13 protein-coding genes are annotated in these 14,385 nt (G+C 37.6%); 1 reads left to right on the top strand and 12 read right to left on the bottom strand.

Annotation, left to right across the window (positions count from 1 at the left end):
- Positions 1-37: 37 nt before the first annotated feature.
- From O3607_RS08315 to O3607_RS08300, 4 genes are all read right to left on the bottom strand, one after another.
- Positions 38-1,603, bottom strand: coding sequence for a DEAD/DEAH box helicase (locus tag O3607_RS08315; RefSeq protein WP_257847368.1), 1,566 nt, complete (start codon positions 1,601-1,603; stop codon positions 38-40).
- Positions 1,604-1,700: 97 nt separating this feature from the next.
- The gene (locus O3607_RS08310; protein ID WP_295221625.1) at positions 1,701-2,129 is read right to left on the bottom strand and encodes a phosphatase; all 429 of its coding nucleotides are present in this window, start codon (positions 2,127-2,129) and stop codon (positions 1,701-1,703) included.
- Between the two features lie 216 nt (positions 2,130-2,345).
- On the bottom strand, positions 2,346-2,738 hold the full coding sequence (locus O3607_RS08305) for a hypothetical protein (RefSeq protein ID WP_105094119.1): 393 nt from the start codon (positions 2,736-2,738) through the stop codon (positions 2,346-2,348).
- Positions 2,739-2,793: 55 nt separating this feature from the next.
- A complete protein-coding gene (locus O3607_RS08300; RefSeq protein ID WP_105094120.1) occupies positions 2,794-3,189 on the bottom strand; it encodes a hypothetical protein in 396 nt (131 codons plus the stop codon).
- Positions 3,190-3,489: 300 nt separating this feature from the next.
- Here O3607_RS08300 and O3607_RS08295 point away from each other — a divergent pair, with 300 nt between their 5' ends.
- A complete protein-coding gene (locus O3607_RS08295; RefSeq protein ID WP_178885399.1) occupies positions 3,490-4,065 on the top strand; it encodes a hypothetical protein in 576 nt (191 codons plus the stop codon).
- 82 nt (positions 4,066-4,147) lie between these two features.
- Here O3607_RS08295 and O3607_RS08290 read toward each other — a convergent pair whose 3' ends face one another.
- From O3607_RS08290 to recQ, 8 genes are all read right to left on the bottom strand, one after another.
- Positions 4,148-5,218 (bottom strand): hypothetical protein, encoded by a 1,071-nt coding sequence (locus tag O3607_RS08290; protein ID WP_371443677.1) that lies wholly within the window; start codon positions 5,216-5,218, stop codon positions 4,148-4,150.
- Positions 5,219-5,274: 56 nt separating this feature from the next.
- Positions 5,275-6,225 carry a hypothetical protein gene (locus O3607_RS08285; protein WP_265137671.1) on the bottom strand — a complete coding sequence of 317 codons (951 nt, stop codon included), beginning with the start codon at positions 6,223-6,225 and terminating at the stop codon, positions 5,275-5,277.
- Between the two features lie 58 nt (positions 6,226-6,283).
- Entirely contained in the window at positions 6,284-6,676 is a 393-nt protein-coding gene (locus O3607_RS08280) for a hypothetical protein (protein WP_371443676.1), read from the bottom strand.
- 157 nt (positions 6,677-6,833) lie between these two features.
- On the bottom strand, positions 6,834-8,318 hold the full coding sequence (locus O3607_RS08275; protein ID WP_371443675.1) for an aldehyde dehydrogenase family protein: 1,485 nt from the start codon (positions 8,316-8,318) through the stop codon (positions 6,834-6,836).
- Between the two features lie 238 nt (positions 8,319-8,556).
- Complete coding sequence (locus O3607_RS08270) at positions 8,557-10,836, bottom strand: Tex family protein (RefSeq protein WP_371443674.1); 2,280 nt, start codon at positions 10,834-10,836, stop codon at positions 8,557-8,559.
- Positions 10,833-11,327 carry a dihydrofolate reductase gene (locus O3607_RS08265; protein ID WP_287515429.1) on the bottom strand — a complete coding sequence of 165 codons (495 nt, stop codon included), beginning with the start codon at positions 11,325-11,327 and terminating at the stop codon, positions 10,833-10,835. The genes O3607_RS08270 and O3607_RS08265 overlap by 4 nt, the downstream gene beginning before the upstream one ends.
- Before the next feature lie 77 nt (positions 11,328-11,404).
- Positions 11,405-12,196: a thymidylate synthase gene (locus O3607_RS08260; RefSeq protein WP_060924514.1), complete on the bottom strand. Its 792-nt coding sequence runs from the start codon at positions 12,194-12,196 to the stop codon at positions 11,405-11,407.
- Positions 12,197-12,310: 114 nt separating this feature from the next.
- Entirely contained in the window at positions 12,311-14,176 is a 1,866-nt protein-coding gene (gene recQ / locus O3607_RS08255; RefSeq protein WP_371443673.1) for a DNA helicase RecQ, read from the bottom strand.
- Positions 14,177-14,385: the final 209 nt, after the last annotated feature.

The raw sequence follows: 14,385 nt of genomic DNA, 5'->3' as shown, positions 1-14,385 counted from the left end.
AAAAAATGTGGATTGCTCGAAAGCAATCCACATTCTATTAGTCTTTAAAGTAAGGCTTGAAACCTTCACCTTGATGACGAGGTTTTCTGTCACCACGTGGACGATCAGATCTACGATCATCTCTGCGGCGGTCATCACGACGTTCACCTCTGCGGTCATCGCGACTGCGACGAGGACGATCATCACGACGACGATCTCCGTCACGGCGGCGATCACCATCTCTACGACGGTCACTACGGCGGCGGTCACTACGACCACCTTCACGACGACGGCGTACACGCAATGGTTTTTCTTCTGTAATATTTACAGGAGTTGTATCTGGTTCTTTTGTTAACAATTTAAGAGCTGCTGCCAAAAGTGTTACGGAATCTGTATCATTCAACAATTCCTCTGCACTAGATTTGAATGGTGCTAATGCTTCTAAATTATCTGTCATTTCAACGAGACTTTCAATTGCCAAACGTTGTTGACCTTCAAGAACTTCACCTAAGGAAGGTGCACGGCGGCGTGCGATTTTACGTTTTGTTAAACGCTCGATAGCATGTAAATGCTCCATTTCACGAGGGATAACGAACGTGAAAGCTTGACCAGCTTTACCGGCACGGCCTGTACGACCTACGCGGTGTGTGTAGCTTTCAGGATCTTGAGGCATATCATAGTTATATACGTGAGATACGCCAGAAATGTCAAGACCACGAGCTGCCACATCAGTAGCCACGAGAATATCGATGGTACCTTCGCGGAATTGACGAATTACGCTGTCCCGTTTTTGTTGAGACAAATCGCCATGGATGCCTTCCGCCATGTAACCACGTTTCTTAAGACCTTCAGTTACTTCATCAACACGACGTTTTGTACGTGTGAAGATAATCGCAAGTTCAGGTGTTTGAATATCGAACAAGCGGCAAAGAACATCGAATTTTTGACGGTCTTGCACTTCGATATAATATTGTTCAATTAAGTCCATCGTAACTTGAGTCGGTTTCATACGAATCAATGTTGGCTCTGTCAAATATGTTTCAGCTAATTGTTGGATAGCTTTAGGCATAGTTGCGGAGAACAACAATGTTTGATGGTCTTCTGGGATAGCACCCAAGATTTTATTGATATCATCAACAAAGCCCATGTTTAACATTTCGTCGGCTTCGTCCAATACCACAACTTTCACATGATCAAAGTGGATAGAACCACGATCCATATGGTCCATCAATCGGCCTGGAGTGGCAACGATGATTTGAGGGTTCTTTTTCAATGCACGGAACTGACGATTAATATCTTGACCACCATAGATAGGTAGTGCTGTGATATTCGTGTATTGAGCCATTTTGTTAAGCTCTTCAGCTACTTGGATAGCTAATTCTCGTGTAGGGGATAAAATAACTACTTGAACGTGACGCTCATTCCCGTCTACGCGTTCCAATACAGGCAAGCCAAATGCTGCTGTCTTACCAGTACCTGTTTGAGCTTGACCGATCATGTCTTTACCGCTCATGGCTACTGGGATAGCTTCCTGTTGAATTGGCGTAGGCTCTTCAAAGCCCATATCGTTTAACGCTCTTAGAACAGGTTCGCTAATCATTAATTGTTCAAATTTTTCTAACATCTAAATGTGTTTCCTCCTATCGCGCACGAATTATGCGCGTTAGAATAGTATATCATATTTCAAAGGTGAACGCTATAAAAGTAATTACAAGTCAAAACTAAATGTTCTTTCTTCTCTCTCTTAACTGTTCTATTAAAACGATTCCACCTGACACACAAAGAAAAACAAGGTATGATAAATGAATAGGCATATACAAACATTCAACAAGAGCAACCCATAGAATCAAAATTAATTTAGAAATCCATTTCATTGTTATTCTATCAGCTATCATAAATATAGATAAATTGATAATTATTTTAATGATTATCGCAGCGATTATAACGATTGACGTAAATTCTTCTCTATAATCTGTCAGTTCATATAAGGGATATAATAAATAACTTAAAAGAGCACTAAGTATTATTAAGAACCAAATATTGAGTCCCTTTAAAAGTTTAGCCTTACTATAGTAAAAGACTCCAACCAAAAGAAAGAGTAAAATGCTAAGTAATATTCCTATAACTAATAGATAATCTAAATGAATCATGGTTTATACTCTCCTTTAATCATTTTACCAGTCTCTTTTACAATACACTCTTAAATGTTCTTAATTATAGCATACGGCAGCTCCACACTTATTAGATACTGATCTTCTATATTATGCACAAAAAAGGCACCTCGAAGGAGGTGTCTTCTTATTATGGTTTATTGAAGAATTCTATATTATTAGTCTAAGATAATAAAACAATATATATTTTTTTATTTAGAATAATACCTTCCTAAACGCATAGATGCAAACAGTAATAAACATCAGCATCGAAAATACGGCAATGAGTCCACGATTGTAATATATGCTATCTCTTTTTTGAAAATATCCTGTGCACAGTGTAACAAGTGTAAAAATAGTCCAAACACTTCCATAACTCACAATTACTGTATAATCTCTATCAATTATAATTTTAAGAATCAGTAGAGCTAAACTTATAAGAGAAATAATAGACAAATATTTTGTTAAACTACCAAAAACTCTATGTTTTTTTATGTATTCATACTCTTCATTAATTGAAGTCTTACGAATTTCAAGTTTATATAAGGCTATTCCCGATATGATAGATGCAAAAACAAACGTACTACCTAATATTGTTAACCTACTCATCTTTTACCTCATTTTTCATCGACGATACTTTTCTTGTATTCAATCTTTCTCTTTACTACTTAAAGAATATATCTTTAAACGCATAAGCAGAGCCTACAACACCGAATAATATTGAAACAATAGCAATTATCCCACGTTTATAATATAAACTGTCTCTCTTTTGAAAAAATCCTGTACACATTATCAAAAGCACGAAGAATCCCCAAGCCCCACCAAAACGTGACACAAACTCATAATCTTTATAGACTAAAAAGTTAAGGTTTAGTAGTAATATACTTATAATGGCAATTATAGATAAATACCTAGTTAAATTACCAAAAGCTCTATGTCTTTTGATATATTCATATTTTTCATCAATGACACGTTTACTAATCTCAAGTTTATATAACCCTATGGATAACGACATAGATATGAAAATCCAAAAATATCCTAACATTTCAAGTTTTTTCATTTTTTACCAGTCTCTTTTACAATACATTCTTAGATGTTCTTAATTATAGCATAAGGTCTCTCGATACTGATAAGATACTGATTGTCTATATTAAGCACAAAAAGGCATCTCCAAGGAGGTGCCTCATTGTTATAGTTTATTGGAGAATTGTATGGTATTAATCAACTATATAAGTAAAAATATGTTTTAGGTATAATATGATTAAAAGAACGTACTTCAAAATACCGCCAATAATTAAGCAATGTCTGTTAAGCAATTACGATTTAATGAACTTTCTAAAATAGTATAAAAGGAATACCAATGAAACCATTTACTCTTAAAAGATTTGTATTACTACCGTTGATTGTACTATCCCTCATACTAACAACGGGTTGTCATCTTCTATCACATTACAGTGAAGAGGAAGTTCAACAATATATAAGTAAGAATTATCCTAACCTAACATATCACTTGGAGTCACAAAGGAACAATACATGGCAAGTCACCTTTGATAAGTATCCCCAAATACCAATTGAAATATCTGAAGTCTTGCACACCTCTGCACCTGTTGTACCACAAGTTGAGCGAATACTGATAACCAACATTCCGTTGATAACTGTATTCCCATTAATGAAAAACTATCTAACGGCAGAGGAGTTATCCTATGCCACATATGATACATCTTCTTTATATATTGAAATGCCTATCCCCTATTCGGCTATACAAAATCAAGATGTAATAAACTTTTTCAATCGTATGGATCAATTCTGCAAAGAATATGCTTCAACATATCCAGACTTCAAAGAAAAAATATATATTAGAGTCATCATAAAACCATCTGATGGATCTGATGCACCGCAAGAATATAGAAGAATATTCCGCTTATCCCAATATTAATAAAAGAGGTACCCTCTAGGGTACCTCTTTTACGTATGAGACGACGTTATCATTTGATATTTTAGAATTATTATATGTGACATCATTTCACACTATCATCAACAATTCTTATAATCCTCCTAAAGAAATCATATCCACCATTTATATAATCGCCCATTCCTACTTCCCTATCTTGAAAATATGGTGAAATAGGAAGATAGCCCCACACAATACCTAATCCTCCACATAAATTGCGGCCACCATCTCCACCTTTATAGGAAAACACATCATTATCATATACAATTTCTCTACAATACGGATCGTCACCTATAATAAGGCCAAAAAAGTTTTCTTTTTCTAACGTATAATCTCCATCATTATCCATCCATTCCATATGCTTTAAATTCATAGAGAAATCTATATTGTTTCCCCATGGAAAGATAGTTCTACATCCCTTGCCAGCTAAATACTCCCACTCTCTTTGTGTAGGCAAAGAATATCTATTATCTTTTATATCCTGTAAAAGTTTCTTAAATGTGGTTTCTTCATAAAGTTTGCCACACCAATTGCTATCGTCTGTTTTATATAAACAAACAGTGTTGTGCACCATCACTTCAGAAACACCTTTTTCCTCGGCTTTTTTTATCATCTGTTGCCACTCTTTATTTTGTCTGAGTGTCTCATCTGAAATAGGTATCCAACAAGTTTCACTATACTCTTTTTGTACCAATAATGGATGGATTACAAACTCATCTTCTTGAGTAAAATTATGTTTAAAATACGTTTCTATGTTGGATAGTACCTCTTCATCTTCTAGTGTTTCCCTAATCTTAGTTTGAACATCGTCTTCACTAAAGATTTCCTCTTCATATCCCTCGACAAATGGATAGGCAAGCTCCGCTAAATTTTCATCATTAAAAATATCCTGAAATGGTTTATTTTTAAAATCAAACCCTAACGTAACAGTATCTCCAGGAACAAATACAAATTCTATACCATCATGTGAACGATATACCGCCGTATATGTGGATTTTCCAAAGGCAGTAAATTCTTTAAAGCATATTAATTCTAAATTATATATTTTTCCAATCTTATTTAATAATTCTATTCTATCGCTAGTAGATAACAAATCATATTGGGGATTATACAATTTTTTGATGGGAATAGGATTCATTAATTTGATACTCCTTATTTTTATCTAGTACAAATATTCTTTACTATGCATTTACTCTATGTGCTTAAGTATTGCCTTAGGGTTTGATTTTCTAATGGCCCTAACTGCAATGCCTTCCTATTTTTAATCGCATTAATAGCTAATGCTTCAAAGGTATCTTTATCAAAATCAGAAAACTCGTTAAAGGAGTTAAACACTATGAATCGTTGATTTATTAAATTAGGTAATACCGTTAAATCTTTCGTTCTTACTTTATTTAACTCATTTCGTGCATAAGATTCATATCTCTCATCTCCTGAATTATTCTTGCTAAACCGACCTATATCAAGATTGTCGGAATAATAGCTATATATAGCTTTCTGAGAGAAATCAAGTTTAGTCAATTTTCCAAATTCAAAATTATAATAAGCGTTGTTTCTATAAATATGCTCACTCCCATACTTACCAATAATCGTTCCTGTAGAAAGATCAACTATATCATTATGCTTAACCATATCTTCCTTTCTATATGATACATAGAAAGGTAGCTTTATAGTATATCCAGCGTGTGGACCTGTATATCGTTTCTCACTATCATAAAAGATCTCATGCCATATATCTCTATCATTTTCATCAAGACTAGAAATATTAGGGTATAACTCATCAAGGCTCACATTAAAATGTGTTTCTTTAGCATCTATTCGAGGAATGAAAGTATTATATTTATTAAGATCTTTATTCCAAGCATCTAACAAACTTACATTTTCATCAAAAATACCAATACCGTCTAAAGTTATATAATAGAGTTTATTATCTACCTCATGAACAGCAACTACATTATCAGCAATCTTACGATTTTCATTGCCATAATATAATCCACTCTCTTGAAGTTCACTTAAATAAATCAGACTATTTTTAAAGTCTCCACTTGCCAAGAAATATATCAATACTCCCAATATGAGGATATAAAGCACTACTATTATACCGACAAAATATCCAATCCATTTAAGCACTCTCTTAAAATTCATAATCGCCCTCTCAAAACAATACTTATATTCTTAGAATCTGAATTGGCATATTTCCTATTTAAAATAGTACCTGCCTAAATGCATAGGCAAACACGATCATACCAAACAACACAGAAGCTATAGCAATAAGACTCCGTTTAAAATATACACTGTCTCGCTTCTGGCAAAATCCTGTAAACATTGTGAAAAAGAAGAAAAACAACCAAACACTGCCATAATTCACTATAAAGTTATAATCTTTAGCTATTAAGAGCTTAAAATTTAATATCACTAAACTTATTATAGAAATTATGGATAAATACTTTGTTAAATCACCAAAAATCCTATGTTTTTTTATATATTCATATTTTTTATCAATTGGATGATTACGAATCTCAAGCTTATATAATCCCATAGATAACGACATAGATACAAAAACAAAAAAATATCCTAACATTTCAAATTTGCTCATTATCTCTCCAGTCTCTTTTACAATACACTCTTAGTTGGTCTTAATTATAGCATACAGTATACATCCATATATAAGAAACTACCCTAAAATTAAACGTAAAAAAGGCACCTCTTACGAGGTGCCTCTTTGTTATAGTTTATAGGAGATTTATATTTTATTAATCTAAGTCGTAGAAACCAGATGGTTTATCGCTCAAGTTAATAATGATATTTTTCATTTGAGTATAGTGTTCAAGGATAACTTTGTGAGTTTCACGGCCGATACCAGATTGTTTGTAGCCACCGAATGGTGCGCCTGCTGGGATGGAGTTATATGTATTTACCCACATACGACCTGTTTCGATTGCTCGAGCTACGCGGATTGCACGGTTAAGATTTTGTGTGAATACACCGCCGCCAAGACCGTATAAGCTGTCATTAGCTTGTTCGATCACTTCTTCTTCGCTGTGGAACTTAATTACAACAGCTACAGGGCCGAAGATTTCTTCGCGAGCTACGCGCATATCGTTTGTAGCATCTACGATAAGTGTAGGTCTAATGAAGCAACCTTTACCAAGTTCGCCGTCAGTAACGCGTACACCACCAGCTGCAACGCGAGCACCTTCTTCTTTAGCAAGTTCTACATAGCTAAGTACTTTCTCAACTTGTGCTTCGTAAATCAAAGAACCAAGTTGTGTAGATTCTTCCCAAGGTAAACCAACTTTTACTTTATCAAATAAAGCGGAAAGTTCAGCTACGAATTTATCATAAATTGTATCTTGTACGAAGATACGGGAACCTGCGCAGCATACTTGACCTTGGTTGAAGAGTATACCGAGCATTGCCCCATCAAGAGCTTGTTTCCAGTTTGCATCTTCAAAGAAGATATTCGCAGATTTACCACCTAATTCCAATGTAGCTGGAATCAAGCGTTCAGATGCTGCTTTATATACATCAAGACCTACTTCTGTAGAGCCTGTGAAAGCAAGTTTACTGAAGCCAGGATGATCAAGGATATATTGACCAGATTTAGAACCTTTACCAGTTACGATGTTCACAACACCTGCTGGCAAGATGTCTTTCAAAATATCGCCCAATACTAAAAGGCTAAGAGATGTATGGCTAGAAGGTTTAATAACAACTGTACAACCTGCTGCAAGAGCTGGTGCCAATTTCCAAGCAGCCATTAGGAATGGGAAGTTCCAAGGCACGACTTGACCTACAACGCCAATCGGTTCGCGAACGATGAGGCTCAAGGTATTTTCATCAAATACTTGTGCAGAGCCTTCTTCGGAACGAAGTACACCAGCGAAGTAACGGAAATGGTCAGCACCAAGTGGAATATCTACGTTCAAAGTTTCACGGATTGGTTTACCATTGTCATATGTTTCAACTTGTGCCAAGTACTCTTTGTGCGCATCAATAGCGTCAGCAATTTTTAACAAGTAATCAGCGCGCTCTATTTGAGATACTGTTTTCCAAGTTTTAAAAGCTTCTGTTGCAGCGTCTACCGCTTTATCAACATCGTCTTTCGTAGCCTCTGCACAGATAGCGAGTTGTTCGCCATTAGCAGGGTTATATACATTAAATTCAGCGCCGTCAGATGCAGCTACCCATTCATTATTAATTAAAAGTCCATATCTTTCTTTAAGGTTCAAGCTCATAGCATTACCTCCTATGTAGGAATATAGATTGAGGAAGATTTCCTCTGTGATTTCATCATACGCCTTATATCTAAATATTTCAATCAGATATATCATTTTCGATATATCTGTTCTGCATTATTATACATAGTTTTAAGTTATATAGAAAAACCGCACCCTCAAAATCCATAGAGAGTGCGGTTTTGTGTACAATGACTTTTAGTCAAGTGTATTTCTCAATAATATAATTCAATTGATACTAATTGTTTTGTCGACCACCATTGTTGCGGCCATTATTACGGTTATTGTTACGACCGATGTTTCGACGTTGTCCGTTGTTATTTCTGTTTCGGTTATTATCGTTATTCTTTGGCTTTTCTGGTTGTAATGCTTTTACAGATAAACCGATACGATTGCGTTTTACATCAACAGAAATAATTTGAGCTTCAATGATATCGCCTACAGCAAGCACATCAGATGGATGTTGACGGCTATTGCATAATTCGCTGCGATGCAAAAGGCCATTAGTTTTAAGACCAAAATCTACGAAAGCACCAAAATCAACGACGTTGTGAACAGTACCTTTTACAACAGTACCAACTTGAATATCTTCAAGGCTTACTACATGTTTTCTAGTAAGTGGTGCTGGCAAATCTTCACGAGGGTCACGACCTGGTTTTGCTAAAGCCCCTAAGATATCTCGTACAGTCGGTACACCCGCATCAAGTTTAGCGGCCATTTTTCCGGCATCAACAAGTGGTAATTTCACTTGTAGCGCTTCCAGTTGTGCTTTGTCTTGCAAATCTTTTAAGGTAAAACCTAATTCACCAATAATACGTTCTGCCAATTCATAAGACTCAGGATGGACAGATGTATTATCTAGTGGATTTTTACCGTGTTGCAAGCGAAGGAAACCCGCACATTGCGTGAACGCCGCAGGACCTAAGCGAGGTACTTTCAACAATTCTTTACGGCTTTTAAATACACCATTCTCTTGACGATATGCAACGATATTTTTAGCTACTGTACTAGAAATACCTGCAATATGTTGCAAGATAGCTGGAGATGCTGTGTTGAGCTCTACCCCAACGTGGTTTACTACAGTTTCAACCACTTGATCTAAGGTATGAGTCAATTGCTTTTGATTTACATCATGTTGGTATTGACCTACACCGATAGATTTAGGATCAATTTTAACGGATTCAGCCAATGGATCTTGCACACGGCGTGCAATGGATACGGCACCGCGAATTGTTACGTCTAAATCTGGTAATTCATCGATAGCCAATTTAGAAGCGGAGTACACAGATGCACCAGCTTCATTGGTGATGATGTAGTGACAATCTAATTTCTCCTCTTCAATCATAGTAGATACAAACTGCTCTGTTTCGTAGGATGCAGTACCATTACCAATGGATAAGAGGGTAACTTTGAACTTACAGATTTTATCAGCCAATACCTTTTGTGCTTCCTTGCGAAGCTTTTCACTATTTGTTAAATAGTAGGCACCATAATCTAGCACATTACCTTGTTGATCGATGATGGCCATCTTACACCCTGTACGGTAACCTGGGTCAAGTCCCATAATAACATGGCCTGCCAAAGGTGGTTGTAACAATAGGTTCTTAAGGTTTACACCGAACACCTTGATAGCTTGTTCATCCGCATTTTCCGTCAACTCATTGCGGATATCACGCTCTAGAGCAGGGAAAATTAAACGTTTGTACGCATCTGCTACGGCCGCGGCTTTATAATCTACGAAGATAGACTTTGGATTTTTCTCTAACTTTTGCACCATATAAGCAACATATGTATCGCCCGGTACGGTAAGGGCTAATTTTAAGGCCCCTAATTTTTCACCGCGATTAACGGCCAAGATACGGTGAGACGGCATTTGACGAACTGGTTCAGCATATTCTGCATATTGCAAGAATTGTTGTTGTACCTCTTCATCACCAGTCAATTCAGCTTGAATAAAGCCTTCGTTCCACATCTTTTTACGCAAGTACGCACGGAAGTCTGCACTATCACTAACAATTTCCGCTACGATATCTGATGCACCTTGAATAGCATCCTCTGGTGTGGGCACCTCTTCCGTTACAAAGCCTTTAGCAATCTCTAAAGGATCACCAGAGGTAACTGTATCGTTAAGGATCATTTCCGCTAACGGCTCCAAGCCACGTTCACGGGCAATCATAGCACGTGTGCGTTTCTTAGGACGGTACGGTAAATAGAGATCCTCTAACTCTTGAAGCTTTGTTGCGGCTTCTAAGGATTTCATCAACTCATCGGTCATCTTTTCTTGCTCTGTAATAGATGCAATTATTTCTTGACGACGTGTTTCCAAGTTGCGCAAGTATTTAATACGTTCTTCAATGGTGCGCAATTGCTCATCTTGCAATTCGCCGGTTACTTCTTTACGATAACGCGCAATAAATGGCACCGTATTGCCTTCGTCCAATAATTCTACGGCAGCTTGCACCTGCTTTGGCTTAACATTTAATTCACTGCCAATAATGGCAAACATTCTTTCACTCATTTAGATGCCTTTCTGCGATAGGTTACAAAACGATGAGGATATTTGTTCTTTTCATCCACCACGCCATCTACTACAGAATCAATGGTGAAAGCCTCTTCTGGAAACTCTGGGAAATATGCATCCCCTTCAAATTCATGGTCTACTTCTGTAATGTACATCGTATCCACGTAAGGCAAGAAAGCCTCGTATACTTGAGCACCACCGATGACATAAGCCGCATCAAGAGCACGTGCAGCTTCTGCAGCCGCCTCAGGACTATGGAATATCTTAACCCCTTCTGGCGCATCAAAGCCCTTATCCCGAGTAATCACCCAGTGCTCACGATTTGGCAACAGGAACGGCAAACTTTCAAAGGTCTTACGTCCCATAATAATGACATGACCTGTAGTTTTCTCTTTAAAGAATTTCAAATCATTCGGCAAGTGCCAAATCAAGGTATTATCTTTACCGATTACACGATTATGTGCTACGGCTACGATTAATGCTAACATACCGGCCTCTTTCAGTTAATACTATATGGCAACAGTCATACATATGATTCCACTTAGCTATGGACATGAAATCAGTTCTATACAGCAACAGTCATGGACAACTTACCTAGATGTTCATATCCATCTAATGTAACGTCCTCAGGTGTGAAATCATAGAAGTCTTTTATCTCAGGATTCACAATAATTTTTGGAGCTGGCAACGCTTGATTGCGACGTGCTAATTGCTCACGCAATGCTTCTACATGGTTTTCATAGACATGAGCATTATTGATAACATGAGTAAATTTGCCAGGTTTAAGACCTGTTACTTGGGCAATCATACATTGTAACGCTGCATATTGAGCGGTATTGAATGGAACGCCAAGGCCCATATCGCCACTGCGTTGAATGAGCATGCAGTTCAAGTGACCATCAGCTACATCCCACAATGTTTCATACGCACATGGTTGCAATGCCATATCATCTAAATCTTCAATATTCCACAATGTAACAATCATACGACGGCTATCAGGATCTTCCTTGATAGTCTTGATGAGATTATCAAGTTGTTTGTACTTTGCAATTTGGTAACCATAGGCCTTACCAATGGTACCATCTTCACGCATCCACTCATCCCATACGCGCACGTTCATTTCTTGTAATTTACGTACATCGTTAGACTGCATTTGCCAAATCCATAACAATTCTTTTACCGCCGTTTTGAAAGCTACAAATTTTGTAGTTAAAATTGGGAATTCCTCTTGCAAGTCAAATTGCATAATTTGATGTGGCAATTTATAAGTTGCAACACCGGTACGGTTTTGACCATACGTGCCATGTTCTAAAATATTTTCAATAATACCGAGGTATTGTGTATCTGCTAGACTCATATTTCCCCCTAAATCTATGTATAATACGTCGAATCATACTAACCTATATCTTACAATATATAGTACTATAATACTAAAAAATACATAGTACTACCATATATACAGTAAAATTTATTATCCCTTATATTCTGCAATGGCCTGTAAAAAACTGAGGCCATATTTTTTCAATTTTGCTTCCCCTACACCCTTAACATTGCCAAACTCACCTAATGTAGTGGGTCGTAAATTGGCTAGGTCAATAAGCACTGTATCAGGGAAGATAAGATATGGTCGAAGCCCTGCCTTTTCGGCTAAGCGCTTGCGATGTTGGCGTAAATGTTCAAATAAACCACCCGACCCAGAACTAGATTTTCCTCGTAATGTAGTAGACGTAGACCGACTAGTTCGAGATGGTACAGACACATGTTGTCTGATTTCCTCCACCTCTTTATGCCCACCGAGGACCTCCTCAGCGCCAGCCGTCAAGGATAGAACAGGATACTTACCTGAAGAACTACGCAAATAACCAGAAGCTACAAATTGTTGAATGAGCCCTTTAATAGATTTCTCGTCTACATTACTTAGTAAACCAAATACAGGGAGTGCATCGTGGCCTGCCCGCATAATGCGGTCAGTTCGCTCACCGCGCACGATAGAGGTAATCATAGTGGCACCATAGCGCTCATCAGTGCCCATAATAGCACGGAAGATAGCCTTCGCCTCTTTTGTTACATTGACCTTATCACCGGAGCCTTTACAGGAACTACAATTGTCGCAAGTAGTCCAAACGGTGCTTTCACCAAAATAGTTAAGCATATATTTACGTAAACAATTACTACAGAAACAGTAGTCAATCATAGACTGTAATTTACGGAGCTCCACCTCTTGTCGCTCAGGCGTCTCGATTGACTGTTCAATCAAGTACTTATGAACCTGTACATCCTGCCCACTGTAGAGCAAGATACATTCTGCAGGAGCTCCATCGCGTCCTGCACGGCCCGCCTCTTGATAGTAGGACTCCATGTTGCGCGGCATTTGGTAGTGCAGCACATAGCGCACATTACTCTTATCTATGCCCATCCCAAAGGCATTAGTAGCCACCATAACCTGCAGTTTATCGTCTGCATAAGCATTTTGCATCTCACGGCGTACTTCATCGCTGAGCCCCCCATGATAATGGCCCACCTTAATGCCTGCACGGGTTAGATTTTCATACACTCGATCTACATCCTTGCGCGTAGCACAATAGATAATACCATTTTCGTTATCATGTTGACGCACGTAATGGACTACATAATCCATGCGCTTTGGTGTACGGATGACAGAGAAGGATAAATTAGGCCGATCAAAGCCCGTTACATACACATTTGCCTTGTCTAATCCTAATAGTTTTTTAATATCATTTTCTACATATTTCGTAGCCGTCGCCGTGAAAGCCCCTACGATAGGACGCTTCGGTAGTGAGTTGAGCCACTCACCGATGAGACGATAGGACGGTCTAAAGTCATGACCCCACTCAGAGATACAATGAGCCTCATCCACAATGACTTGAGCTATAGGCAACGCTCGCAATACATTACAGAAGAAATTAGAACCTAGTCGCTCCGGCGCAATATATAAGAGTTTAATCTTACCACTACGCACTTCGTACATCGTTTTATTAAACTCCGCTTGCGTAAGCGTACTATTGATGAGCGCCGCGGGTATATTCTGCACTAAAAGACCATCCACCTGATCTTTCATAAGAGAAATCAGTGGAGAGAACACGATAGTAAGCCCCGCCTTGCAGAGTGCAGGTATCTGAAAACAGATAGACTTACCAGCCCCCGTCGGCATGATGCCAATTACATCTTCATTGCGTAATAAGGATGCAATGGGAGCCTCTTGAGCCGGTCTAAAGGAGGTGTACCCAAAGTAAGTTTCTAGCATGCGTAGTGCTTGTTGTTTTGTCACAACTGGTTGTTTTAGATTTTCTTGTTTTCTTGTCCCCTGTTGATTCATGAGTACCTCCTTTCACGTGTCATTTTTCCATTTTATTATTTTATCATATTTCGAGTATTTTCGGTTTATTAGTATATACGATTTATAGGTTAACCGTCTAATGCCCAAGATGAAAGTATATGCTTAAAATTCGTATAGAAATCAATACAATCTCACAAAATTTTTACACTCTAAAGTGCTAATATATGATACAATAAGAATTATTTATA

Origin of the sequence: Veillonella sp. 20925_1_51 (genome assembly GCF_041431445.1) — a bacterium.
Classification (GTDB): Bacteria; Bacillota; Negativicutes; order Veillonellales; family Veillonellaceae; genus Veillonella; species Veillonella nakazawae.
The sequence above is the reverse complement of the archived record's forward strand: the minus strand, read 5'-3'. Positions and strand labels throughout refer to the sequence as shown.

What these genes read in the sequence shown, in the direction of transcription:
- O3607_RS08260 (WP_060924514.1), bottom strand. Translation starts at nt 12,196, where the DNA reads ATGAGTCTAGCAGATACACAATACCTCGGTATTATTGAAAATATTTTA.
- O3607_RS08275 (WP_371443675.1), bottom strand. Translation starts at nt 8,318, where the DNA reads ATGAGCTTGAACCTTAAAGAAAGATATGGACTTTTAATTAATAATGAA.
- O3607_RS08270 (WP_371443674.1), bottom strand. Translation starts at nt 10,836, where the DNA reads ATGAGTGAAAGAATGTTTGCCATTATTGGCAGTGAATTAAATGTTAAG.
- recQ (WP_371443673.1), bottom strand. Translation starts at nt 14,176, where the DNA reads ATGAATCAACAGGGGACAAGAAAACAAGAAAATCTAAAACAACCAGTT.
- O3607_RS08280 (WP_371443676.1), bottom strand. Translation starts at nt 6,676, where the DNA reads ATGAGCAAATTTGAAATGTTAGGATATTTTTTTGTTTTTGTATCTATG.
- O3607_RS08310 (WP_295221625.1), bottom strand. Translation starts at nt 2,129, where the DNA reads ATGATTCATTTAGATTATCTATTAGTTATAGGAATATTACTTAGCATT.
- O3607_RS08290 (WP_371443677.1), bottom strand. Translation starts at nt 5,218, where the DNA reads ATGAATCCTATTCCCATCAAAAAATTGTATAATCCCCAATATGATTTG.
- O3607_RS08315 (WP_257847368.1), bottom strand. Translation starts at nt 1,603, where the DNA reads ATGTTAGAAAAATTTGAACAATTAATGATTAGCGAACCTGTTCTAAGA.
- O3607_RS08285 (WP_265137671.1), bottom strand. Translation starts at nt 6,225, where the DNA reads ATGAATTTTAAGAGAGTGCTTAAATGGATTGGATATTTTGTCGGTATA.
- O3607_RS08295 (WP_178885399.1), top strand. Translation starts at nt 3,490, where the DNA reads ATGAAACCATTTACTCTTAAAAGATTTGTATTACTACCGTTGATTGTA.
- O3607_RS08300 (WP_105094120.1), bottom strand. Translation starts at nt 3,189, where the DNA reads ATGAAAAAACTTGAAATGTTAGGATATTTTTGGATTTTCATATCTATG.
- O3607_RS08305 (WP_105094119.1), bottom strand. Translation starts at nt 2,738, where the DNA reads ATGAGTAGGTTAACAATATTAGGTAGTACGTTTGTTTTTGCATCTATC.
- O3607_RS08265 (WP_287515429.1), bottom strand. Translation starts at nt 11,327, where the DNA reads ATGTTAGCATTAATCGTAGCCGTAGCACATAATCGTGTAATCGGTAAA.